At 68.0% G+C, this 21,157-nt stretch carries 19 protein-coding genes; 12 read left to right on the top strand and 7 right to left on the bottom strand.

The window, feature by feature from the left end; genetic code table 11:
- Positions 1-27 precede the first annotated feature (27 nt).
- The gene (locus ACFVHY_RS14505) at positions 28-873 is read right to left on the bottom strand and encodes a helix-turn-helix domain-containing protein (protein WP_390272865.1); all 846 of its coding nucleotides are present in this window, start codon (positions 871-873) and stop codon (positions 28-30) included.
- A gap of 132 nt (positions 874-1,005) precedes the next feature.
- On the opposite strand from ACFVHY_RS14505, the gene ACFVHY_RS14500 reads away from it, so the two are divergent.
- A complete protein-coding gene (locus ACFVHY_RS14500) occupies positions 1,006-2,250 on the top strand; it encodes a DUF222 domain-containing protein (protein WP_390272862.1) in 1,245 nt (414 codons plus the stop codon).
- 150 nt (positions 2,251-2,400) lie between these two features.
- Here the strand turns inward: ACFVHY_RS14500 and ACFVHY_RS14495 are convergent, their stop codons facing one another.
- Positions 2,401-3,369 carry a cation diffusion facilitator family transporter gene (locus tag ACFVHY_RS14495; protein WP_390272860.1) on the bottom strand — a complete coding sequence of 323 codons (969 nt, stop codon included), beginning with the start codon at positions 3,367-3,369 and terminating at the stop codon, positions 2,401-2,403.
- An 80-nt stretch (positions 3,370-3,449) separates the two neighbouring features.
- Here ACFVHY_RS14495 and ACFVHY_RS14490 point away from each other — a divergent pair, with 80 nt between their 5' ends.
- From ACFVHY_RS14490 to ACFVHY_RS14480, 3 genes are all read left to right on the top strand, one after another.
- Positions 3,450-3,875, top strand: coding sequence for an ankyrin repeat domain-containing protein (locus ACFVHY_RS14490; protein WP_390272857.1), 426 nt, complete (start codon positions 3,450-3,452; stop codon positions 3,873-3,875).
- Positions 3,876-3,941: 66 nt separating this feature from the next.
- On the top strand, positions 3,942-5,201 hold the full coding sequence (gene serS / locus ACFVHY_RS14485; RefSeq protein WP_390272855.1) for a serine--tRNA ligase: 1,260 nt from the start codon (positions 3,942-3,944) through the stop codon (positions 5,199-5,201).
- A gap of 14 nt (positions 5,202-5,215) precedes the next feature.
- Entirely contained in the window at positions 5,216-6,151 is a 936-nt protein-coding gene (locus ACFVHY_RS14480) for an EamA/RhaT family transporter (protein ID WP_390272853.1), read from the top strand.
- Positions 6,152-6,209: 58 nt separating this feature from the next.
- On the opposite strand, the gene ACFVHY_RS14475 is transcribed toward ACFVHY_RS14480, so the two are convergent.
- Together ACFVHY_RS14475 and ACFVHY_RS14470 are read right to left on the bottom strand one after the other, a co-directional pair.
- Positions 6,210-7,868 (bottom strand): DUF222 domain-containing protein, encoded by a 1,659-nt coding sequence (locus ACFVHY_RS14475; RefSeq protein WP_390272852.1) that lies wholly within the window; start codon positions 7,866-7,868, stop codon positions 6,210-6,212.
- A gap of 254 nt (positions 7,869-8,122) precedes the next feature.
- Positions 8,123-8,698: a helix-turn-helix domain-containing protein gene (locus tag ACFVHY_RS14470; RefSeq protein ID WP_390272850.1), complete on the bottom strand. Its 576-nt coding sequence runs from the start codon at positions 8,696-8,698 to the stop codon at positions 8,123-8,125.
- A 73-nt stretch (positions 8,699-8,771) separates the two neighbouring features.
- Here ACFVHY_RS14470 and ACFVHY_RS14465 point away from each other — a divergent pair, with 73 nt between their 5' ends.
- The 4 genes from ACFVHY_RS14465 (at position 8,772) to ACFVHY_RS14450 (ending at position 12,063) form a co-directional block, all read left to right on the top strand.
- Entirely contained in the window at positions 8,772-9,191 is a 420-nt protein-coding gene (locus ACFVHY_RS14465) for a VOC family protein (RefSeq protein WP_390272848.1), read from the top strand.
- An 87-nt stretch (positions 9,192-9,278) separates the two neighbouring features.
- Complete coding sequence (locus ACFVHY_RS14460) at positions 9,279-10,166, top strand: DMT family transporter (protein ID WP_390272846.1); 888 nt, start codon at positions 9,279-9,281, stop codon at positions 10,164-10,166.
- A 90-nt stretch (positions 10,167-10,256) separates the two neighbouring features.
- Complete coding sequence (locus tag ACFVHY_RS14455; RefSeq protein ID WP_390272844.1) at positions 10,257-11,510, top strand: lipase family protein; 1,254 nt, start codon at positions 10,257-10,259, stop codon at positions 11,508-11,510.
- Between the two features lie 43 nt (positions 11,511-11,553).
- On the top strand, positions 11,554-12,063 hold the full coding sequence (locus ACFVHY_RS14450; protein ID WP_390272842.1) for a GNAT family N-acetyltransferase: 510 nt from the start codon (positions 11,554-11,556) through the stop codon (positions 12,061-12,063).
- Between the two features lie 72 nt (positions 12,064-12,135).
- On the opposite strand, the gene ACFVHY_RS14445 is transcribed toward ACFVHY_RS14450, so the two are convergent.
- Positions 12,136-12,348, bottom strand: a complete 213-nt coding sequence (locus tag ACFVHY_RS14445) for a hypothetical protein (RefSeq protein ID WP_058250921.1) — start codon at positions 12,346-12,348, stop codon at positions 12,136-12,138.
- Between the two features lie 301 nt (positions 12,349-12,649).
- On the opposite strand from ACFVHY_RS14445, the gene ACFVHY_RS14440 reads away from it, so the two are divergent.
- Complete coding sequence (locus ACFVHY_RS14440) at positions 12,650-14,974, top strand: molybdopterin oxidoreductase family protein (RefSeq protein ID WP_390272878.1); 2,325 nt, start codon at positions 12,650-12,652, stop codon at positions 14,972-14,974.
- 47 nt (positions 14,975-15,021) lie between these two features.
- On the opposite strand, the gene ACFVHY_RS14435 is transcribed toward ACFVHY_RS14440, so the two are convergent.
- Positions 15,022-16,626: a Rieske 2Fe-2S domain-containing protein gene (locus tag ACFVHY_RS14435; protein WP_390272839.1), complete on the bottom strand. Its 1,605-nt coding sequence runs from the start codon at positions 16,624-16,626 to the stop codon at positions 15,022-15,024.
- A gap of 215 nt (positions 16,627-16,841) precedes the next feature.
- On the opposite strand from ACFVHY_RS14435, the gene ACFVHY_RS14430 reads away from it, so the two are divergent.
- Genes ACFVHY_RS14430 through ACFVHY_RS14420 form a run of 3 tightly spaced genes read left to right on the top strand, consistent with a single transcriptional unit; the run spans position 16,842 to position 19,302 of the window.
- On the top strand, positions 16,842-17,612 hold the full coding sequence (locus ACFVHY_RS14430) for a lysophospholipid acyltransferase family protein (protein WP_390272836.1): 771 nt from the start codon (positions 16,842-16,844) through the stop codon (positions 17,610-17,612).
- 38 nt (positions 17,613-17,650) lie between these two features.
- Positions 17,651-18,463 carry a lysophospholipid acyltransferase family protein gene (locus tag ACFVHY_RS14425; RefSeq protein WP_390272833.1) on the top strand — a complete coding sequence of 271 codons (813 nt, stop codon included), beginning with the start codon at positions 17,651-17,653 and terminating at the stop codon, positions 18,461-18,463.
- On the top strand, positions 18,463-19,302 hold the full coding sequence (locus ACFVHY_RS14420; RefSeq protein ID WP_390272831.1) for an HAD family hydrolase: 840 nt from the start codon (positions 18,463-18,465) through the stop codon (positions 19,300-19,302). The genes ACFVHY_RS14425 and ACFVHY_RS14420 overlap by 1 nt, the downstream gene beginning before the upstream one ends.
- 28 nt (positions 19,303-19,330) lie before the next feature.
- On the opposite strand, the gene ACFVHY_RS14415 is transcribed toward ACFVHY_RS14420, so the two are convergent.
- Positions 19,331-21,064 carry a peptidoglycan recognition protein gene (locus ACFVHY_RS14415; RefSeq protein WP_390272829.1) on the bottom strand — a complete coding sequence of 578 codons (1,734 nt, stop codon included), beginning with the start codon at positions 21,062-21,064 and terminating at the stop codon, positions 19,331-19,333.
- Positions 21,065-21,157 lie beyond the last annotated feature (93 nt).

The raw sequence follows: 21,157 nt of genomic DNA, 5'->3' as shown, positions 1-21,157 counted from the left end.
AGCCGCTCTTGACTCTCGGTGAGGTTGTCAGGATTCTTCAACAACGCCCACCTCAATCGGCCGCGTTCCACCTTTGACAAGCCGGCTATCCGGCTTATCACCCGAGACCGGCATCGGTCCAACGCCTGATGACCCACTGCAGCACATGGAATGGGTCCATACACCAGTACGCGCCCGGCGCCTGCTCGGCGATGACCGCACCGATGTATATTCGGCGCCATCAGCGCTGATGTGAGTGATCTTGCGGGCCCGCACATCGCCCAGTTCATCGAAGAACCGCTCGATGGTCTCCTTCTTGGCGCCCTCACCAGCCCAGACCAGTTGCCCTGTGTCGTGATTGACGACCACGACCAGGTACCGACGGCCCTTCCGGTAAGCGATCTCGTCGATACCGATGCGGCGCAACCCGTTCAAGCGTTTGGTGAGCCCAACATGGCCGTCGACCACACGCTCGACGATACGAGACACCGTCCGCCACGAGACCCGCAGATAGGCGCTCACCGCGGTCATCGGGGCGTGTGCACACATCCACGCAACGGTGTCGTCGAACGCCCTGGTCATTCTTGCTTCCGGACGTGCCCACGGAACCAGTTCAGTCTTCACACCATGGCGAGGACACTCCACGCGCGTGGCGGGCAGCTCGAGGAAACACCGCCAGCCGCCCATATCGAGATGCCGCCACCGGCGCGGTGCCGACGGCTGATCGTAACCCGGGCAGCACTTCCTACACTGCGGACACCGTGATCGAGCGTTCTTGTGCAGTTCCAGCGACACCACCAACATCTGCCCGCGGTCATCTTCATCGAACCTGACACCCACGACACGGGCACGCTCGATCCCAAGCAACTTCTGCAGTACTCTGACAGTGCGCAACGCCCACTCCTTTAGGTATTGATCTTCGCAACTCAAAACCTGAGTGAGACTGGGCGTTGCGTGCGTTAGGCTCGCGGATAGGAGCCCACTTCAAGGTCAGAAGAGCCACGCGATTGCGAGTGGCTTGGTGTCATGCCCTCGATCACCGAACTCCGCAACACCCTCACCGTCCTGCAACCACCGCCCGACGACGGCAGTGGCCGTGCTCTGCACGAGCGGCTCGACGAGCTGCGGATGCTGCGCAACGTGCTCGATCACCAGATCGCCGTACATACAGCACTTTTCGACGCCACGGGCGCCGCGGTGCGGGCGGGGTCGGCCACGCGGAACGTGTTGATCGAGATGGGCATGCCGCCCGCGGCCGCGCACCGTTATGTGCGCATCGCAGGTGGGCTGGAGTCGGTGCCGAAGGTTGACGACTGTGCCTCGGAGGGTTATCTGTCTGCCGAGTGTGTCGACGCAGTGCTCCGCGGGCTGGCGCTCATCGACAAGCGTTCTGCCACAGCGCTGTCCGACGACGATCGCAGCGGATATGAGAGTGAGTTGCTTGCGCAGGCGTTCTCCGGAGCCACCCCCGCTCAGATCGACGATTACGCCCGTGGGATCGCCATCCGGGTCACCGCCACTGACACCAACACTGTGGCGGCGGCCGATGACGCATCGCTGAACACCGTGCACACCAGGATCACCGAAGACGGGCGGGTCGCGATCGCCGGAGATGTGACTGCGGTGATCGGAGGGAAGTTCGTGTCCATGATCGACGAACGATCGTGTCCGCGTCCCGAACCCGACGGCGCTGCCGATCGTCGAAGTGCGGCCGAGCGACGCGCCGATGCACTGGAGTTGCTGTTGGATCAAGCCGCGATCGGCGCGGCGATGACCACCGCCGGAGCACCACGCACCCAACTGCTGGTGACCATCCCCGCCGACGGCGCTGATCCGGCTCGGCTTCCGTGGATGGGTGCGGTGTCAGAGTCGACGACACGGCGCTTGTCGTGTGATGGCGGGGTGGCCGAGATCGTCCTTGACAACGAGGGGGTGCCGTTGCGGATGGGCACCACGAAGCGACTGTTCCCGCATCACCTGCGGCAGGCGATCATCGTGCGCGATCGGTGTTGTGTGAAATGCGGGGCGCCAGCCGCGCATACGCAGGTTCACCATCTGGTTCATTGGGTCGATGGTGGTCCGACCGATCTGGACAACGGGTGCCTGTTGTGCCAGCGCTGTCACACCCAGGTGCACCACCACGGCTGGCAGGTGGTGATGGGTCCCGACCGGCATCCGTGGCTGATCCCGCCCGCCGACATCGACCCGAAACGCCTACCCCGGCCGGCCTACAACCGTCGCACCATGCGACTCGACAACGCCCTCGTCTAGACAGTCCACGCGAACACTCCACAGACCCTCCGGCGTCGACCCCGACGCCACACGACCTTTGACAACTCCACAGTGTGAAACGGAATCACCGGGATCTCGTAGCGAAGACAGGGCCTATGGCGCGCTTGCGCTACGAGATCCCGGAGAGGATCAGGGTGCGTCGGGCACGAGGTCCGCGTCGCCGGGGGCGGAGAGGGTGAGTACCGCCTCCGTGATTCGCGGGTCGCGCTCCAGCTCGTTCTCGAGTTGCCGGAGAGCGACGGCCACCGAGGACTCGGCGTCGTCACCCGTGAAATCGACTGCGGCGACGAGGAACAGCTGTACGGGCCCGGTGTACTCGACGTGCAGGTAGGTCACGCGCTCGATGTTGCTGTGCGCGAGCAGGTCCCGGAGGACGCGCTGCTGGACGGCGTCGTCGACCGCCTGCCCGAGCAGGAACCGCCTGTTCTGGTTGATCAGGACGATGGCGACGACTCCGAGGAGCACGCCCACCAGGATCGACCCGATCGCGTCGTAGGTGGCCGAACCGGTGACCTGGTGCAGGAACACTCCGACGAAGGCGATGGCCAGACCGATGAGCGCGGCAGCGTCCTCGGCGAAGACGGCACGCAGAGTCGGGTCGGAGGTGCCGAAGACCTGCCGTAGCAGACCGATCCGACGCTTGACCGCGCCGCGCTTCGCCTGTTGATACGACCGCACGAACGAGATGCCCTCGAGTACCGCGGCGATCGCCAGGACCGCATAGGCGATGCCGTAATCCGTCGCCGGCTCGGGTGACAGCAGTTCGGTGATGCCGTGCTGCACCGACACCGCGGCTCCGACCGCGAACAATCCGAACGCCGCGAACATCGACCAGATGTACGCCTCGCGTCCGTAGCCCTGTGGATGACGGGCATCCCGGGGCCGATGCGCACGTCGTTCCGCGATCAGCAGCAGGATCTCGTTCCCGGTGTCGGCCCACGAGTGGGCCGCTTCGGCGACGAGCGACGCGGAGCCGGTGATCATCGCGGCGCCGGTCTTGGCGACGGCGATCACGAGGTTCGACACGAACGCGATGACGACCGTCAGGAAACTCTCGCCGGGTCCGCCGGATTCGTGCTGCGCGTCGGGTGGAGTCACTGCGCCGAGTCTCCCACACGATGCGGTGCCGCGGCTTCACCCAGATCGAGGGAGTGTCGGCCGCGCATACACTCGCGGGCGTGACAGCCCATTCCGACGATCCATTCGAGGCCGGGCCCGGCATCGACGCCCCGGGCCCCGAGGTCGTCGAACTGGCCACCCGACTCTTCGACATGGCGCGGTCCGGTGCCACCGACACGCTCGCCGGTTACCTCGACGCCGGCGTCCCGGCCGATCTGCGCAACCAGTCCGGTGACTCGCTCCTCATGCTCGCGGCCTACCACGGCCACACGTCGACGGTGTCGGCCCTCCTCGACCGCGGCGCCGACGCCGACCTCGCCAACGACAAGGGGCAGACGCCGTTGGCAGGCGCGGTGTTCAAGGGTTTCGACGATGTGGTGCGGGCGCTCGTCGACGCCGGGGCGGACCCGCACGTGGGAACTCCGGCCGCGGATGCCGCGGCAGCGATGTTCGGCCGTGAGGACCTGCGGCGGCTGTGGAGCTGAGACCTCCCCGGGGACCGCGACGGCGTGATCGGGTTCGCATCGCGCTCTCAAGTAGGGTTTGAAGTCGTGATCGACCTGAAGACTGTTCGCGACAACCCCGACCTCGTCCGCACCTCACAGCGCTCCCGCGGTGAGGACCCGGGCCTGGTGGACGCGCTGCTCGCCGCCGACGCCGAGCGCCGGGCGGCAATCGTCGAGGCGGACGCGTTGCGATCCGAGCAGAAAGCTCTCGGCAAGCAGGTCGGGAAGGCTCAGGGCGACGACAAGCAAGCGCTGCTGGCCAAGGGCAAGGAGCTCGCCGAGCAGGTCAAGGCCGCGGTGGCGCGCCAGTCCGAGGCCGATGCGGCCGCGGCGAAGGCCCATCGGGCCATCTCCAACATCGTGGCCGATGGGGCGCCCGCCGGCGGTGAGGACGACTACGTGGTCCTCGAGCACGTCGGCGAGCCCCGCGACATCCAGAACCCGAAGGACCACCTCGAACTCGGTGAGTCGCTCGGACTGCTCGACATGGAGCGCGGCGCCAAGGTGTCGGGGTCGAGGTTCTACTTCCTCACCGGCCAGGGCGCGCAGCTCCAGCTCGCACTGCTGAACATGGCCGCGGCGAAGGCCACCGCGAACGGGTTCACCCTGATGATCCCGCCGGTGCTCGTCCGGCCGGAGGTCATGGAGGGAACCGGGTTCCTCGGCGCCCATGCCGACGAGGTCTACCACCTCGACAAGGACGACGATCTGTACCTGGTCGGCACGTCGGAGGTGCCGCTCGCGGGGTACCACATGGACGAGATCCTCGACCTGTCCGACGGTCCGAAGCGCTACGCCGGCTGGTCGACCTGTTTCCGACGCGAGGCCGGCAGCTACGGCAAGGACACCCGCGGCATCATCCGCGTCCACCAGTTCGACAAGGTCGAGGGCTTCGTCTACTGCCGGCCCGAGGACGCCGAGGCCGAGCACCAGCGCCTGCTGGGCTGGGAGAAGGACATGCTCGCCGCCATCGACGTGCCGTACCGCGTGATCGATGTCGCCGGCGGCGACCTCGGCTCGTCGGCCTCGCGGAAGTACGACTGCGAGGCCTGGGTGCCGACGCAGGGCACCTACCGCGAGCTGACCTCGACGTCGAACTGCACCACGTTCCAAGCACGACGCCTCTCGATCCGCTACCGCGACGAGAACGGCAAACCGCAGACCGCCGCGACGCTCAACGGAACGCTGGCGACCACCCGCTGGCTGGTCGCGATCCTCGAGAACCATCAGCAACCCGACGGTTCGGTCCGGCTGCCCGCCGAACTCGCGAAGTTCGTGGGCACCGACGTGCTCACCCCGCGTTGAGCTGAGCTCCTGTCATGACCGCCGGCATCGTCATCGCGGTGATCGGTTCGCTGGCGTTCGCCGCCGCCGCGGTGCTGCAGGCGCTGGGCGCCGAGCAGGTCGCGCAGCGAGCGGCGATCCGTGAGGAGCGCCGTCGGTCCGCCGCCGCGCATCCGTCGTTGCGCTCCACGGCGGCCACCATGCTCACGGTGCCGTTCCTCGTCGGATTCGTCTTCGACATCATCGGTTTCGTCGCGACCATCGCGTCGGCACGGCTGATCCCGCTCTTCTTGTCGCAGACGATCATCTCCGCACGGCTCGTGGCCACCGCGCTGCTGGCGATGGTGGTCCTGAAAGTCGGCCTAACGCTGCGGGATTGGATCTCCGGGGCGGTGATCGTGCTGTCGTTGGTGCTGCTCGCGCTCTCGGCGGGTCGCGAAGGCGTGGAGCACGAGGCGTGGATGCACTGGGCGGTACTCGTTGCCGGACCGGCGCTGATCGCGTTGGGCGTCATCGTGATGCGCCGCTTGCGTCAGCACATCGCGGCGGTGACCGGTCTCATCGCCGGGGCCGTCTTCGGTGTGATGGCGGTGGCCTCTCGCATCCTGGACGGTCTCGACCCCCTCGATCTGTCGGTGTTGTTCACCGACCCCGCACTGTACGCGTTGCTGCTCAGCGGGATCGGCGGTTTCTACCTGTTCACGGTGGCGCTGCAGACCGGCTCGGTCAACGGCGCGGCCGCCGCGCTGGTCGTCGGTCAGACGGTTCTGCCCGGGGCGGTCGGCATCGCGTTCCTCGGCGACGTCACGCGTGCCGGATGGGGTCCGGTCGCGATCGTGGCCTTCCTCGGCGCAGTTCTCGGCGGCGTCGTACTGGCGTCGTCGGGTGCCGTCACCGCGGTCGAAACGGCCGACGCGACGAATGCGCCTCGCGGGTACGGCCATCCGCCGCGCGAGGTCGAGCGCCGGTGAGGAGCTGACCGGGTACGCGCCGAATGCGGCTCACCTGCTTGATGAGTAGGTCGGCCCGTCACCGGTGGTCGGTGAGTATGCGTGCGAGTTCTGTTTCGACTGGGGGCAGGGGTTTGGTGGTGAGGTGCTCCAGCGGTGCCGGTGGGTCGACGAGTCGTCGGTAGGCGAGTTCGAGCCGCCGGCCGCTGTCGCCGTAGCCGACGGCGTCGGCGCGCGACCGGTTCGGGCGCGACGAGTTCGGGCGTGCTTGGTCCCCGGACCTGGCTGGGGGTCCGTGGATCTCGTCGCGCACGGTGTTCAGATGTTGTGCGAACCGCCGGGGTATGTCGGGTCGGCGGTTGAGGTGTTCGGGATTGGGTGGGGCGCCGGGTTCGGCGTTGAGTCGCCAGACGCAGCGGCCTTCGTCGGGTCCGGACCGTTCGATGCGGGTGGTGTACTGCCCGGGTGCGTCGCCGACCATGCGGTTGTGACGCGGACAGGCCGGTGCGAGGTCGTTGATGTCGGTGAGACCACCCTTGGCCCAGTCTTTCTGGGCGTGATGCATGTCGACGTGGGTGGCGGGCTGGTCGCAGCCGGGTGCCGAACATACTTCCCCGTCGGGGCGGGCGAAGGAGACGAGTCGTTGTTCGCGGGTGGCCAGACGTTTGCCCCGCCCGAAGTACAGCGGCACGGTGGTGGCGTCTTTGAAGATCGCCAACCATGGCTGGACGTCGCCGGCCATCGCGATCAAGTCCCGGATGGGTAGCAGGGTGCCGGTGGCGGTGGTCGCGAGTCCGGCTTCACGGACCAGGTCGCCGAGGTCGGCTTTGATGATCAGTTGGACGGGTAGGCCGCGGTGCGAGGTCCCGAGTGTTCCGTCGGCGAAGCCTGCGGCGAGTGCGGCGTCGAGGGCGTCGTGGTTCGTCTGGGCGAGGGTGCGGCCGTCGCGGTCGGCTGCGGCGGTGAGGGCGTCGGGGTCGGCGGTGCCGGCCGGTCCGGACGGTGAGTTGGGGTCGTCGGGGTTGTTGAGTCCGGGTTTGCCCCACACGGCGAACATCATCGTCAGCCGGGCGGCGAGTGCGGGTGTCAGGGTGCCGGAGATTTTGGCGGTGCCATCGGCGCGTTGCCGGCCGATCCACAGGCCGCGGCGTCGTTTCTGGTCGGTGTCGTCGGACAGTGTGCCGTCGGGATCGAGGTGGGCGAGCAGCCGCGCGCCGAGTTGGGTGATCTCGGCGGGGGTGTGTGCTTCGGCGATTTCGGCCATCTGTCGCTCGGCGGCGACTTTCACATCGTGTTCGACAGCATGCGGGATCTGGTCGAGGACATCGAGGGCGGCCTGCACGTGCGCGGTGCCGACCGCTCCCGCAGCGAAAGCTTCTGCCAGGCAAGGATGTTCGGGTTCCAGGATGTCGCCGCCGAGGCTGGTGCGGGTGGCGGTGGCGTCCATCTGCTTACGACGCCGCATCGGGTTGGAGACGCGTAGCCGGTGGGTCATGTACTGCATGAGTGTTCGGCAGCCTGCCTTGCGGGGCAGGTCGCGGGCCTCGACCTGATCGATCTGCCGGTCACCGGCGACGGTCAACCGTGCGATCGCTTTCTCGGTGTCGGCTGCCACTTCGGCCAACTCGGCATCGGTGCACGACCCCAGGTCGACCGTCTGCAACTCGTCCACGATGCGGTGGAGGTCGGCAATCAACTCGACGGCACGCGGCTGCGGCGTCGCTGATCCGTCAGACATGGCCACCCCCCCGAGAACCGTTGCTGCGAATGTACGTTCGAGTGTACAGCACAGCCGGCATCTCGCAACCCGAAAATTACTGTTGTGCAACGGTATTCGTCGGCGACAACTTGTCGGTGCCGTGTGGTATGGGCGCGTGGGACTGCCGGCCCACCGATCCTGGAGTCCCGCCCGGCGGTCCTGTCCGTGGCTCACGGAACGTGCGTCGATGCTCTGTGCTTGAATTGATATTGCTGTGTCACAACAGAGTTCGTTCACATGATCGCGTCGAGTAGCCGATCCAGCGCTCGGTGTGTCCGTTCGCGGGCGGTGTCGTCTTCGGGGTGGCGGGCCAGCCAGAGGGCGGCCTCGTTCATCGCTCCTGACAACAGCATCGTGAGGACGTCGACCAACTCTTCGTCGACCCCCGCCGCCTCCAGCGCTTCGCGCAGGTGGGCGGCCGACCCCACTTCGTCGAGTCGTCGCCATTCCTCCCAGCCGACGACGGCCGGGCCGTCGATCAGCAGGATTCGTACGGCAGGTCCGCTGGTGATGGCATCGACGAAGGCGTGTGAGCCCGCGCGCAGTTGGCGCGCCGGGTCGGTGCCGGCGGCTTCGGCCGCCGCGACGACCGCATCGGCGACCTGCTGGTGGCAGGCCGCGGCCACCGCCGCGAACAGCGCGCCCTTGTTGCGAAAGTGGTGATAGACGGCGCCGCGGGTGACGCCCGCGGCTTCGGCGACGTCGTCGAGGGACACGTCGGAGAATCCACGATCGGCGAACTGGCGGGTGGCGGCGGCGAGGACGGCACGGGCCGTCTCGGCTGCGGCCGCGGCGGAGGCTCTCGGCACGGAAGGTTCCTTTACGTACGCTGCGTATGTATAGTCGGTTATACAAACACATCGTACGTAAAGGAGTTTCATCATGAATGTCACCAGCGTCTACCCGGTCCTCATGTCCACCGACGTGGCCGCGGCCTCAGGCTTCTACCAGCGGGTTCTCGGCTTCGAGGTCACCTTCTCCGCGGACTGGTACGTCAGCATGCGCACGGGCGCGTTCGAACTGGCCCTCGTAGATGCGGCTCATCCGACGATCCCCGAGGGCTACCGCCGACCCGCCACCGGACTGCTGGTCAACATCGAGGTCGACGACGTCGACGTGCTCTACCGGCGTCTCACGGACGAACACGGACTCCGTCCGGTACTCCGGTTGCGCGACGAGGACTTCGGTCAGCGGCACTTCATCGTCGAAGGTCCCGACGGCGTACTCCTCGACTGCATCCAGCCGATCCCCGCGGTCGGTGAGTTCGCCGACGCCTACGTCGCCGACGCGTCGACGAACTGATCGCGCTCACCGACCGGATTCACTCGACGTGCGGGGCACGATCGTCATCGTCCCGCACGACCGCCCGGCGGTGGTTACTGTTCGACCATGCTGATCGGGATCCTCGCGGCGGTGTTCGCGGCGCTGGCGTACGGCACCGCGTCGGTGTTGCAGGCGCGTGGCGCGCAGAGTGTCGAGGACGCCGGCGCGCCGGGGGAGGCGCCGTCGCTGCGGTCGACGATCACCGCGATGCTGACGGTGTCGTTCCTCGCGGGGACGGCGCTCGACGGCATCGGATTCCTGGGCAACATGGTCGCCGCCCGCATGATCCCGCTGTTCCTGGCGCAACCGATCGTCAGTGCGAACCTCGTCGTGACCGTCGTGCTCGCCACGCTGTTCCTGCACGCGCGGTTGTCGGTCCGCGACTGGACGGCGATCGCGGTCGTCGTCGTCTCGCTGGTCCTGCTGGGTTTCTCGGCCGGCGACGAGGGTCACGAGCACGAATGGTGGCTGCACTGGGCGGTGCTCGTCGTGGGAGCAGCGATCCTGGGACTCGGCGCCGCGATCCTGCCGCGGATGCAGAGTCGTGTCGCGGTACTGGCGGGCCTGTCCGCCGGCGTGCTGTTCGGGGTCCTCGCGGTCGCGGTGCGCATCCTCGACGGCCTCGACCCCTTCGATCTCGGTGAACTGCTCACCGACCCGGCGCTCTACGCGATCATCCTGTGTGGCCCGGGTGGTTTCTACATGTTCACCGTCGCCCTGCAGAAGGGGTCGGTCAGCGCGGCGTCGGCCGCTCTGGTCGTCGGCGAGACGGTCGTCCCCGGTGTCATCGGCATCCTGGTGCTCGGCGACACCACGCGTGCCGGTTGGGGCGCCGTCGCCGTGATCGCCTTCGTCGCCGCCGTGCCCGGCGCGGTGGTGGTGGCGATGTCGCCGGTGGTCGAGGCGGTCGAGCGCGCCGGCGAGAATCCGGTGCCGGACACCACCACTGGCTGACGCCCCGGGTGTGACATCCGGGCGAGGTCTCGTGCCGAGTCGGAACCGAACGACACAGCAGACGCCGCATATCGGGCATGATGACGATCCATGCGGCTTCTCTCCCGCGGCCTCGGAACGCTGACCGCGATCCTCGGGCTGACGACGTCCCTGTCCGTCCTCGCGCCCACGGTGTCGGCGGCGCCCGTTCCGGTACCCGCGGCAGCGCCGGCGCAGTTGCCGTCGCAGGACCCGTTCTACGTTCCGCCCGCGGGTTACGAATCGCGGTCACCAGGCGCAGCGCTGCGGACGCGTCAGGTCGAGTTGGGTTGGCGCGGAACCAGTATCCCGATCTCGGCCACCCAGATCCTGTACCGGACGACGAACCAGTTCGGCCGTCCGGCGGCGACGGTCACCACCGTCATCTCCCCGCCGGGTGCGGCTGCCGGAGCGCCCCGTCGCGTCGTGTCCTACCACTCGTTCTACGACGCGCTCGGCTCACAGTGCGACCCGTCGTACACGCTGCGCGGCGGCAACGCGAGCGAGGCGCCGATCGACATCACGCTCATCTCCGGGCTCCTCGCCGCCGGTTACACCGTCGCCGCCCCCGACTACGAGGGCCGCGGGCTGCGCTGGACGATGGGGCGCGAGTCGGGGTACGCCGCGCTCGACGGTGTCCGCACCGCGCTCGGTCACCTGCGGGCGCCGGCCCGGACACCGGTCGGACTGTTCGGCTACTCCGGCGGATCGATCCCCACCGGCTTCGGTGCGGAGCTGGCGCCGCGCTACGCGCCGGAGCTGAACATCGTCGGGGCCGCCGCGGGTGGCGTGCTGGTGAATCCGGCCAACAATCTGGGCTACGTCAACGGCAGCGAGAACTGGGCCGGCGTGATCCCGGCGCTGATGGCGGTGTACGCCGAGACCTACGGCATCGACATGCAGTCCTACCTCTCCCCGAAGGGCAAGCAGGTCCTCGGACAGGTCGCGGGGGAGTGCATCGAGGCGTTCGCCGACAAGTACCCGGGTCTGACCGATCACCAGCTCCTCGTGCCGACGGTCGGCGGCCTGCTGGACGTTCCCGGTGTACGACAGGCGATCTCGCAGAATGTGATGGGGACGCTCGGCACTCCGCGCAGCCCCATGATGCTCGGGGTCGGCACCGTCGACGGCACCGGCGACGGTGTGATGATCGCGGCCGATGTCGCGCGCCTCGCCGGCTCGTTCTGCAACCGCGGGGTGCCGACGACGTTCACCGAGTACCGCGGCTCGAACCACACCCGGGCGTTCATACCGTGGAGCGCCGAAGCGCTCGGCTTCCTCGACCGTCGCTTCTCCGGGCAGCCGGCCGGCGGGTGCGGCCGGTGACTACCGCCGTGGCCGCACATCCTCTTCGATGCACGGGGAACCAGTGAGCAGGTGGACGACCCGCGCCGAGCGTGACGGGGACGCCGACGCGATCCGCGACGTGGTGCTCGCGGCGTTCCCGACCCCCGACGAAGCACGGATCGTCGACGACCTGCGCGCCGACAGCGACGCCTGGATCGACGGGCTGTCGATCGTCACGACCGACGCCGACGGCACTATCGTCGGGTACGCGTTGTATTCGCGGTGCCGCGTCGACGCGGAACCGGCGCTCACGCTCGGACCCTGCGCCGTGTTGCCGTCGTGTCAACGGTCCGGGGCGGGCTCCGCGGCCATCGCCGCGGGTCTCGACGTTGCCCGCGCGCACGGCGAGAACTTGGTGGTCGTGCTCGGCCACGCCGAGTACTACCCGAGATTCGGTTTCGTCCCCGCGTCCCGATTCGGAATCCGCGCACCGTTCGACGTACCGGACGAGGCGATGATGGCGCTGGTTCTCGACGACGCGCGCCCGGTGCCGAGCGGGACGATCGCCTATCCGGCTGCGTTCGGGGTCTGAGAACGGACTTCGCGCCCCGGGAGACCCGGGGCGCGAAGGGTGGCCGACCTCATCCTGCCGAGGGGAGGCGGTTCAGTCGGCGTCGGCGGACGGGCTGGCGTTGGTGCCCCCGTCCGAGACCTCGAAGTTCTTCCACTCGCCGTCGTCGTGCACCTGCATGACGGTGCCGAGGCTGTCGTCCGGTGCGGCGACGGTCTTGAACCAGTCGTATGCGCCGGTGGCGTCGTCGAACTCTTTCTCTTCGACGACGTTCTCGCTCGAATCGATGACGCGGTACTTGGCCATGATGTTCTCCCCACGGTCGTTGTGTGCGACTCGCGGTCCGGCGGTGTCCGGCCGTGAGCCCTGTTCCTCATCGTAGAAATCTGTCCGCGCCAAGAACCCCTTGCCGAGGTCGTCGAGCTCGGATCGTGTCGTGCGCAACGGGTCGGTAACGAGTCGCGAGCGAACGTGCCGCAGGGCTACCCACAATCGCGCCGGAGTAATCGGCCGGCGTTGACATAGCCGTGCACGGACGACGAATGACTCCGGACGCGGTTGGGTACACCCCGACGGTCCGAAGGCGTCGTCACGTCGTAGGGAGGGAATCGTGGCCGATCGCATCGACGACCTCTGGGGCGGGCGCACCCCGTATGCGCCGGGTGAGCGATGGCCCGTGCGGGTCGATCAACATCTGGGCGACGGGATCAGTCCTGACGAGGTGCAACGCTGGGTTCGCTCGGCGTCTGTCCTGCACTCCAACGGCGACGCCCTCGACATCGCGGTGGTCGACGACCGGATCGTCGGCGTCCGCGGCCGGGCCGACGACCGTGTCAACCATGGTCGCGTCGACGTCAAGGATCTCTACGGATGGCAGGCCAGTTCGTCTCGGGACCGACTGACCCGCCCGCTCGTCCGGCAGCATGGTCGGCTGGTAGAGGCGACGTGGGACGACGCAATGGGACGCATCGTCGAACGGTCCCGGTCCTTGCTCGACGAACACGGACCCGCGGCAATCGGCTTCTACACGTCCGGACAGCTCTTCTTGGAGGAGTACTACACGCTCAGTGTCATCGCGCACGGGGCCATCGGGACCGACCACGTGGACGGCAACACCCGGTTGTGCACTGCGACGGCCGCGGAAGCGCTGAAGGCCTCGTTCGCCAGCGACGGTCAGCCCGGCACCTACACCGATTTCGACCATGCCGACACCATCGCGCTGTTCGGTCACAACATCGCCGAGACCCAGAGCGTCACGTGGATGCGCATCCTCGACCGACTCGCGGGTCCACACCCGCCGGCCATCGTCTGCGTCGATCCGCGGACGACGCCGGTGGCCCGGCATGCCACCGTCCACCTGGCACCGCTGCCCGGCACGAACGTCGCGCTGATGAACGGGCTGCTGCACGAGATCATCGCCAACGACTGGGTCGACCACGACTACATCGACGTGCACACAGTCGGTTTCGACGACCTGCGTCGGATGGTCGACGACTATCCACCGGAACGTGTCGCCGAGATCTGCGATGTCCCGGCCGACGATCTCCGTCACGCCGCACGTCTGTTGGGCAGCGCCGAACGACTGGTGTCGACGGTGTTGCAGGGCTTCTACCAATCGCACCAGGCGACCGCCGCGGCGGTTCAGGTCAACAACATCCACCTCATCCGGGGGATGCTCGGGCGGCCCGGTTGCGGTCTGCTGCAGATGAACGGCCAGCCCACCGCCGAGAACACCAGAGAGTGCGGGGCCGACGGCGATCTCGCGGGGTTCCGCAACTGGGAGAACGACGCGCACGTGCGCGAACTGGCCGACCTGTGGAACATCGAGAAAGACCGGCTCCCGCATGAATACCCGCCCACCCACGCGATGGAGATCTTCCGCCTCGCCGAAGGGGGGACGATACGGATGCTGTGGATCAGTGCCACGAATCCCGCCGTGTCGCTGCCGGAGCTGGGGCGAATCCGGGCGATCCTCGATCGGGACGACGTGTTCGTCGTGGCGCAGGACATGTTCCCGACTGAGACGACCGCACTCGCCGATGTCGTACTCCCGGCCGCCGGATGGGGTGAGAAGACGGGCACGTTCACCAACGCCGACCGCACGGTGCACCTGTCGGAGAAGGCGGTCGATCCGCCCGGCGAGGCCAGAGCTGACCTCGACATCTTCCTCGACTACGCCCGTCGGATGGACTTCCGTGACCGGGATGGGAAGCCGTTGCCCCCCTGGACGGATGCCGAATCCGCTTTCGACGCCTGGCGTGAGTGCAGCGCGGGCCGGCCGTGCGACTACAGCGGGATGACGTACGAGCTGCTGCGGACCCGCGGTGGCGTGCAGTGGCCGTGCACCGCGGACGCTCCCGACGGCACCGAGCGCCTTTACGCCGACAGTCGGTTCTACAGCGCGGCGGACTACTGCGAGTCGTACGGCAAGGATCTGCTCACCGGCGAGCCGCTGCAACCCGACGAGTACCGCGACCTCAACCCGGGGGCGCGGGCGCTGATCAAGGCGGCGCCACACCTGCCACCTCCCGAGAGTCCCAGTGCCGACCACCCTTTCGCGCTGATCACGGGACGAACGGTTTATCACTTCCACACCCGCACCAAGACGGGCCGCGCACGCGAACTCGACGGGGCGGCGCCGGAGGTGTGGGTGGAGGTCAACGCACTGGATGCCGCGCGCAGCGGTGTGCACGACGGTGACCTCGTCGAGATCGCCAGCCCGCGCGGCGCGATCACCGCAACGGTGCGGATCGCCGCCATCCGTCGCGGCGTGCTGTTCGTGCCCTTCCACTACGGGTACTGGGACGCCGACGACGACACCGGGCACCACCGTGCGGCCAACGAGCTGACCATCACCGACTGGGACCCGGCGTCGAAGCAGCCGATCTTCAAGATGGGTGCCGCGTCGATGACGCTCGTGACTGCGAAGTGAGGGATTCGTACCGGAATCCGGTACGAATCCCGCACTCCGTGTGACGGTTACGAGTCGAGCTTCGACGCGCGGAGTTCATGTCCCTTCGACGTCAGGCAGCGTCCCGTGGGCAGATCCCACTGCCATCCGTGCAGATTGCAGGTCAGCTTCTCGCCCTCGATGACCCCGAACTTGCCGAGATCGGCCTTGAGGTGCGGGCAGCGCCGCTGGATCTCCCAGCCGTCCTTGGTGATCGACGCCGAGTCGTCGTGTGCTTCGGCGAACCAGCCGTCGGCGTAAGCGATCCGTTCGTCGGTCAGGCACTTGAAGAAGGTGTAGAGGAACTCGTTGTAACCGCCGATGCGCCAGGTGGTGAACCGCGTCGACAGGAAGATGGTGTTGACCCAGTCGGGCTCGTTGTCGCGCAGGACGGTGCGGACCAGCTCGGTGGCGATCCGGAAACCGTAGCGGTACTTGCCCTCTCCCTCCTTGGGCTCGCGCACGATGCGGTTCGGGAAGTCGATCACGACGGTCTCGGTGGCGTCGTTGGCCGGCCCGCCGCCCGGGGTCATCACCAGTCCGACGGGGTAGCCGATGCCGTCGCAGATCAGATCCGACTGCGCCATGATCGGCTCGAACAGCTCGCGGAGGGCGCCGATCAGCGGCTCGCCCTCGGCCGGTGCCCACGTGGCCTTCTCCGCGGCGATGACCGGTGCGAACTTCTCCTTCATCCGCTCGAGGTAGGCCCGCTTGTTCTCGCCGAAGACATCGGCGGGCGCGTAAGGATGGGTGACCTCGTTCAGCGTCGGTCCCGAGAAGTCGGCGACCGAACCCGACACCATCATCAGGCCGCGGTGTTTCTCGCCGTCGTCGGTGCCGTGGATGCGCATCTGCTCCAGGAAGGTCTCCTGGTCCGGGAAGATCGACGTGGTGTCCGCGGTCTCGCCGGACCCGAAGTCGTTGAGGTAGAACAGGTCCTCGTCGAGGAACATCGGCGGTCCGGCCGACGGCACCACCCACGTCGCCCCGACCTGCTCGATATAGGAACGCGCACGGTCCATTCCGCGCTGACGTTTCTGAGAGGCGAAATTGGCCTTGGATTTCCGCGGGATGTCGTAGACCATCGGATACCAGATCGCCCCGGAGTACTGCAGCAGGTGGACGTCGACGTGCCCGAACGCCTCGTCGACGACGTCCAGGTCGATCGGCCGGGCGTCGTTCATGTTGAAGCAGACCGTCTCGCCGTCGGAGACGATGAGTCCACTGTCGCCGATCGGGCCGTCGGCAGGCGCGCGCAACGCGATGATCATGACGTCCAGCGAACCCTTGTCGTTCGTCACCGTCGTCTTGACCGAGTCGGTGGTCTCCACGAACTCGGAGAACCCGAGCTTCTCGAGTTCGCGGCGCAGGTCCGGCACCGGGTAGTCGGGGAGCAGGACGGTGGCGTCCTTGTTGACGTTCTCGCGCAGGTTCCGCTCGTCGAAGTGGTCGCGGTGCAGATGCGAGACGTAGAGGTAGTCGCAGTCGCCGAGCGTCTTCCAGTCGAGTTCGGAGTTGTCCGGGAAGGGCACCCAGGAGGCGAAGTACGTCGGGTTGACCCAGGGGTCGCAGAGGATCGATCCGGCGGTGGTCTGGATGTGGAAACCGGCATGACCGATGCTGGTGATCTGCACGAAGGGGCCTTTCATGGTGTGCGCGGGGCTGCGCGGCAGGGGCACTACAGACGTCCAGGGTATCGAGCCGTGCCGGGCTGGTGCGTGGGCCATGAGTCCCGCGGGATGCCCACCGTGAGGTGTCTCACGGGTCCCGTCGTGATGACCGGCCGGTCACGACGACCAGGCTGCCGACGGCGGCGAGGGCGCCGGGGACAGTGGCTAAGCTCTCTCGCATGGAACCCGTGTACGACACCGTGATCACCGCCGCCCGCTTGTTGTGGCTGGCCGAAGGTCTGAAGTTCAAGGTGTCGGGTGTGGAACACGTACCGGCCGACGGCCCCGGCGTCGTCGCGATCAACCACACCGGCTACCTGGACTTCACCTACGCGGGTATCCCGGCCTACCTGCAGGGCCGTCGCAAGGTCCGCTTCATGGCGAAGAAGGAGGTCTTCGACAACAAGATCTCCGGGCCGATCATGCGTTCGCTCAAGCACATTCCCGTCGACCGCGCGCAGGGTGCGGACAGCTACCGCAACGCGGTCGAGTATCTCCGGCGCGGCGAGCTCGTCGGGGTCTACCCCGAGGCGACGATCAGCCGGAGCTTCGAGCTGAAGGCCTTCAAGTCCGGTGCCGCCCGCATGGCGATCGAGTCCGGTGCCCCGATCGTCCCCACGGTGATCTGGGGGGCGCAGCGCGTGTGGACCAAGGGGCATCCCAAACAGTTGGGTCGCACCGGGTACAAGATCTCCATCGGCGTCTGCGAGCCCCTCGAGGCCACGGGCAGCGCCGACGCCCTCACGGCCAAGCTGCACGAGGTCATGAGTGCGAAACTCCTCGAACTGCAGGATGCCTACGGCGAGCACCCGAAGGGTGAGTTCTGGGTCCCCGCCCGGCTCGGCGGTTCGGCGCCGACGCTCGAGGAAGCCAATCGCATGGATGCCCAGGAGCAGGCCGAACGTGCGGCCAAACGCGAGCCGCGGAAGGACGACCCCGGGGTCGTCTGATCGACTGTCGGCCGGTGAGGCGGCGTTAACCTGGACGCATGAGCGCAGCCAGGCACGGACACCGCGAGCCGGTGTATCGAATCCTGGAGCTCATCGCCAACGGGATCGTCCGGGCGCAGGCCCTCGACCTGCACTTCACCGGCATCGAGAACATCCCCGACTCCGGCGGCGCCGTGCTCTGCGTCAACCACACCGGCTACGTCGACTTCCTGCCGCTCGCGCTCGGGGTGCAGCGGGCCGGACGCCGCACCCGTTTCCTCATCAAGTCCGAGGTGATGGACATCGCGATCATGCGGTTCCTGGTCAACCACACCAAGACCGTCCCGGTGGACCGGTCGCGCGGCGCCGAGGCCTATCGAGCCGCGCTCGGTCGGCTGCGGGACGGCCACATCGTCGCGGTCTATCCGGAGGCGACGATCAGCCGCAGCTTCGAGCTCAAGGAGTTCAAGAGCGGCGCGGCCCGGATGGCCGCCGAGACCGGGGTGCCCATCATCCCGACGATCGTGTGGGGTGCCCACCGCCAGTGGACGAAGGGCGGACTGCGGAACATCGGCCGGAGCCGACTGCCGGTGCACGTCCGGTTCGGTCTGCCGTTCACCCCAGCTCCGGGTGAGTCCCCCGAGCGTGAGACCCTGAGGCTCCGCGACACCATGAACTCGATGCTCCTCGAGGTCCAGGACGCCTACGGTCCGCACCCGCCGGGTGAGTTCTGGGTTCCGTCGCGACTGGGCGGTTCGGCACCGACACCTCAGGAAGCCGCGGTGATCGAAGCCGACGAGGCGCTCCGCAAAGCCGAGGCGCGGGCGAGACGAGCCGCCGAGAGATCACGGTCGAGAGAAAGCAGACGCTGATGACATTCGGTCCACCCACACTCATCGCCAGCGACGTGGACGGAACCCTCATCGACGACGAGAACCGGGTCTCCCCGCGCACGCGGGCCGTCCTCGCCGCCGCCCGCGCCGCCGGTACGGAATTCGTGCTGGCCACCGGTCGACCCCCGCGCTGGATCGCCGAGATCACCGACCAGTTCGCCGGCACCGACGCGTACGTCCGGTACGCGGTGTGCGCCAACGGCGCCATCATCTACGACGCCGAGCACGACCACGTGCTCTGGTCGGCCACTCTCGAACCCGACGCCCTGGTCAAACTCGGCGAGATCGCCTACCAGCAGATCCCGGGATGCGGCATCGCGGCCGAGCGGGCGGGCCGTTCCGCACACGACGCCGCGACCGCGCCGTTCGTCGCGAGCGCCGGCTACGAACACGCATGGCTCAACCCCGACCACGTCGAAGTCGGTGACGACGAGGTGTTCGGCGATCCGGCTGTGAAACTCCTCGTTCGCAAGCCCGGCATGGCCTCCGACGAGATGGCCCGCCGTCTGGAGCCGATGGTCGGCGACCTCGCCCAGGTGACCTTCTCCACCGACAACGGACTCATCGAGCTGTCCGTACCGGGCACGCACAAGGCGTCTGGACTCGCCCGCCTCGCCGAGCTGACCGGGCTCCCCGTCGATGCGGTGATCGCGTTCGGCGACATGCCCAACGACGCCGAGATGCTCACCTGGGCGGGCCACGGGGTCGCGATGGGACACGGTCATCCGACCGCACTCGACGCCGCCGATGAAGTCACCGTGGGCAACAACGACGACGGCGTCGCGAAGGTGCTCGAGCGCTGGTTCGCCGGAACCTGATCCGTCCCCGCGAATCGCGGGACCCGGCTCAGGCCGCCGGCGGTACCGGGGCGGGAGCACCCGGTTCGACCGGCGGTGCCGGGGCGCCGGGTGCGGCCGGCGGAGGTGCCGGGGCTGCGGGATCGGCGGGCGGCGTCGGTTCGGGTGCCGGCGGGGCGCCGCCGGCGAGCGCCCGGATCGCGGTGAGCGCCGCGTAGCCGTGGACTCCCGGACAGCTGGTGCTGTTGTAGTCGCGGTGCCCGGAGATGACCGGCAGGTTCGACTGCGTGCCCGCCGCGAACTTGGTGCCGGCGAACCCCTCTGAGGTCAGCGTCGCCGTGCCCGCCGGGTTGAGTCCGGCCTTGCCGAGGCGCCAGCGCAGGAACTTGCCGGTCGCCGACACCATCGCCGCGGTCGGCGGTACCTCCTCGAGGTTGCCGATCATCGACACCCCGAGGGTCTCCTTGTTGAACCCGCCGGTGTGAGTGCCCTCGACATTGCGGTCGAGTCCGCCGAACGCGCCCTCGAAGATCTGGCCGTACTTGTCGATGAGCACGTTGTACCCGATGTCGCACCAGTTCAGGCTGCGTGCGTGATAGGCGTAGATGCCCCGGACGATCTCCGCGGACTGCTGCGGGGTGTAGTCGTTGCTGCCGGCCGTGTGGTGCACGATCGCACCGCGCATCTGCGGCGAGTACACCGGCTGCGAACAGCGGATGGACTCGTCGGCGCCCCAGGCCTGGCGGGCCACGACCTGCGGTCCGCCGGTCAGCGGCGAGAGCAACGACGAGCCGAGGCCGAGCAGGCCCTCGGGGCTGATGAGTGTCGCCTTCAGCGCATTGAGGGCAACCGTGGCCAACTCCGTCACCACCGTGCTCGCGGTGCCGACGGCCAGCTGGGCGAGATCACCGCCCTGGGTTTCCGCCGCCGGGATCGCGAGGCCGTCCTTGCTCGCGGCGACCTGCACCTCACGTGCGTCGCCCACCCAGACCGGTTCGGTACCGACCGGGTTCTTCGCGCTGGGCGCCTGTCCGCGGGAGATCTGCTCCAGGACCGTCCACGGTCCCCACTTGCCGTCGGGGTTCTTCGCACGCAGCTTGAGGTCGACGTCCACGGGTCGCTCCCAGGTGAACGCCACCATCTTGATCGGCGCCTCGCGCACGATGTGCGTGACCGCCGCCCCGACCTCGCGGCCGTCGGCCATCGTGGGCCTCGCCGGGGTGGTGCTGCTCGGGTTCGATCGTGTCGGGCCCCCCGGTGCCCGGTCACCTCGAGGCGTCGGCTGTTCCCGCGTCGTCGACGGCGCTGCCCGCTCGCTGCTGCTGGGCGCCTCGGTCGTCGGGGTGGCGGCGGGTTCGGTTGTCTCCGAGCCGGTTTCCGACGGCGACGATTCTGCCGAGGGGGATTCCGACGGCGACGATTCTGCCGATGACTCCCTCGACGGCGATCCCGACGGGGCAGAGGGATCGGTGCTCGACGATGCGCCGGCTCCCGGGACGAGACCCTTCGGCAGCGGGACCGTCAGATCCGGCAGCGGGAACGCGTCCGGGTCGATCGGCGGCAGTTCGACCCCCGCCGCGGCGAGGCCGGACGTCGCCACGTCGACGATGGCGGCGGGCAGCTCCCGTAACGGGACCTGCTCGATCTCGGTGTTGGAGACCGTCTGCCTGTTGTCCACCAACTGTGGTTCGGACTGGCTCGCGATCACCACGAACGGGCTGGCGACGACCGCGGCGGCGATCGCGGCGAGCGCGATCGAAGGTTTCGGTCTGGGGTAACGCACTCAGGTCTCCTCGCAGGTTGGTCGGACCGCGGCGCTGGTGCTCCGGGGGTGTGGTCGGGTCCGGTCAGCCGTCGACATCAGCGCAGCCGACGG

This window comes from Gordonia sp. NPDC127522 (assembly GCF_042672305.1).
GTDB classification, from domain to species: domain Bacteria; phylum Actinomycetota; class Actinomycetes; order Mycobacteriales; family Mycobacteriaceae; genus Gordonia; species Gordonia hongkongensis.
Note: the sequence above shows the minus strand (reverse complement) of the source record. Positions and strands in the feature narration are given on the sequence as shown.